Origin of the sequence: Arthrobacter sp. H41, assembly GCF_000520535.1 — a bacterium.
In the GTDB taxonomy this organism is placed as follows: domain Bacteria; phylum Actinomycetota; class Actinomycetes; order Actinomycetales; family Micrococcaceae; genus Arthrobacter_D.
In genome coordinates, this window is the sequence record NZ_KI914796.1 from 12,272 (window position 1) to 14,244 (window position 1,973).

Consider the following 1,973-nt stretch of genomic DNA (forward strand, 5'->3'; position numbering starts at 1 on the left):
CCAGCGCCGGAACCGCGGAAGGGCTCGGGTACCAGGGAGTCCAGGCGACCTACGGCCTCGCCGGAGGAGGGATGTTCGGCGTCGGAATGGGCCAGAGCAGGCAGAAGGTCCACTGGATACCGGAGGCTCACAGTGACTTCATCTTCGCCGTACTGGGCGAGGAGCTCGGGTTCGTCGGAGCGGCGGTAATGCTCATCCTGTTCGCCACACTGGCTTTTGCGATCTACCGGATCGCCATGCTGTCCCGCGAACTGCACGTGACCCTGATCTGCGGTGGAGCCCTTGTCTGGATTCTGGGACAAACGGTCATCAATATCAGCGTCGTGACCGGGCTGGTTCCGGTGGTGGGAGTACCGTTGCCGTTCATCTCCTATGGCGGATCATCGATGATCTCGCTTCTGGCACTGACAGGGGTGCTCCTGTCATGCTCCCGGCATTCGGAGCGGGCTGCGGTGAACTGACAGCCGGAAATGTCGCTGATCTTCGTGAATGCTTCGGCAGGACCCTGGGCAAGGTGTCTCCAACCGGAGAAGTGGACGACGGCGTCGCCCTCGCTGAAGGCGTCACTCGCCGATTCGGTGACTCTTCCCACCGCGCTGCCGGTATTGGTTTCATTCAGGGTGAACGGCGGGATGTAGTATTCGGCGTCGTTCATCCGCCCGCGCATATAAAGGGTCAACCGAGTTGGCGGCGGCGAGCCCGGTAGGGGCTTCAGCGGTTGAGGGGCGACATGTCCGCGTATCGGTCGCCGGCCGGCGCCGCGACGCTGTCCAGCGCTGCGAGTTGCCCACTATCGAGTTGGATCGAATCGGCGGCAGCATTCTCCTCGAGGTACGGGATTCGCTTGGTCCCCGGGATCGGCGCAATGTCATTCCCCTGGGCCAGGAGCCAGGCCAGCGCGACCTGTCCCGGCTTCGCACCCGACTGACGGGCGACGGCGTCGACCTCCTCCACGATCCGGATGTTCGCCTGCAGGTTTTCTCCGGCGAAGCGGGGGTTGTTGCGGCGGAAATCCGACTCGTCAAGCTGGTCGAGCGACCGGATGGTTCCGGTGAGGAATCCCCGGCCCAAGGGGGAGTAGGGCACGAAACCGATCCGCAGTTCGCGCACGAGCGGAAGGATTTCCTGCTCAGGATCCCGGGACCACAGCGAGTATTCGGTTTGCAGCGCTGTCACCGGGTGAACGGCATGAGCGCGCCGAATCGTGGCGGGGCGGCTTCCGAGAGACCGATATGCCGGATCTTCCCTTCCTGTACCAGTTCGCTGAGCGCGCCCATGGTCTCCTCCACCGGAACATCCGGATCCATGCGGTGCTGGTAATAAAGGTCGATGTAGTCGGTGCGCAATCGCCTGAGGGAGCCCTCCACCGCAAGGCGCACGTTCGCCGCGCTGCCGTCCAGGCCCATCGCGTCATCCGCGGTGTGCCGGATGGTGCCGAACTTCGTGGCGATCACGATGTCGTCGCGCCTGCCCTCGAAAGCCCGGCCGAGGAGTTCCTCGTTGGCATAGGGCCCGTACATTTCGGCCGTGTCGAAGAAGGTGATGCCGAGTTCGGCTGCCCGGTGGATCGTTGCCACCGCCCCGGCTTCGTCCCGGCCGCTGCCTGTGTGGAACGCGGACATTCCCATGCAGCCGAGACCCAGACGGGACACTTCAAGCGATGAACCCAAAGTGATCTGCTTCATGAGTCGATGCCTTCCTGACCGTCACTACCTCGGCTCCACCCTAGACCAGCACTCCCGGCGGCCGCCGCCGGAGTTGAACCTTCCGGTGGTATCTCCGGAATTCCTTTCCTTCCTCCGGGGTTTGAGGGAGTATGCCTTCACCTGTCAGGTTTTCAATCCTCGATCGTGCGAACTCCCGTGCAGGGTCCTCCGAAGCGGATGCGCTGGGGGCGGTGGTGGACCGGGCCGAGCGGACCGAGGCGCTGGGCTACCACCGCTTCTGGGTGGCGGAGCATCACGGAGTGCCCG

At 64.0% G+C, this 1,973-nt stretch carries 3 protein-coding genes and 1 pseudogene; 2 read left to right on the forward strand and 2 right to left on the reverse strand.

What is annotated here, in order from left to right; translation table 11 throughout:
• Window positions 1–461 (forward strand): FtsW/RodA/SpoVE family cell cycle protein (locus Y705_RS18820; protein WP_162149069.1); only part of this gene is annotated, 461 nt, incomplete at its 5' end.
• Here Y705_RS18820 and Y705_RS23150 read toward each other — a convergent pair.
• Both Y705_RS23150 and Y705_RS0109610 read right to left on the reverse strand, forming a co-directional pair.
• On the reverse strand, window positions 371–667 hold the full coding sequence (locus Y705_RS23150; RefSeq protein WP_081737951.1) for a hypothetical protein: 297 nt from the start codon (window positions 665–667) through the stop codon (window positions 371–373). The two genes, Y705_RS18820 and Y705_RS23150, sit on opposite strands and share 91 nt — an antisense overlap.
• Before the next feature lie 44 nt (window positions 668–711).
• Window positions 712–1,685 (reverse strand): annotated as a pseudogene (locus Y705_RS0109610) (aldo/keto reductase).
• Between the two features lie 131 nt (window positions 1,686–1,816).
• Between Y705_RS0109610 and Y705_RS23155 the strand changes: the two are divergent.
• Window positions 1,817–1,973: LLM class flavin-dependent oxidoreductase (locus tag Y705_RS23155; protein ID WP_253908569.1), on the forward strand; the 157-nt coding region annotated here is incomplete at its 3' end.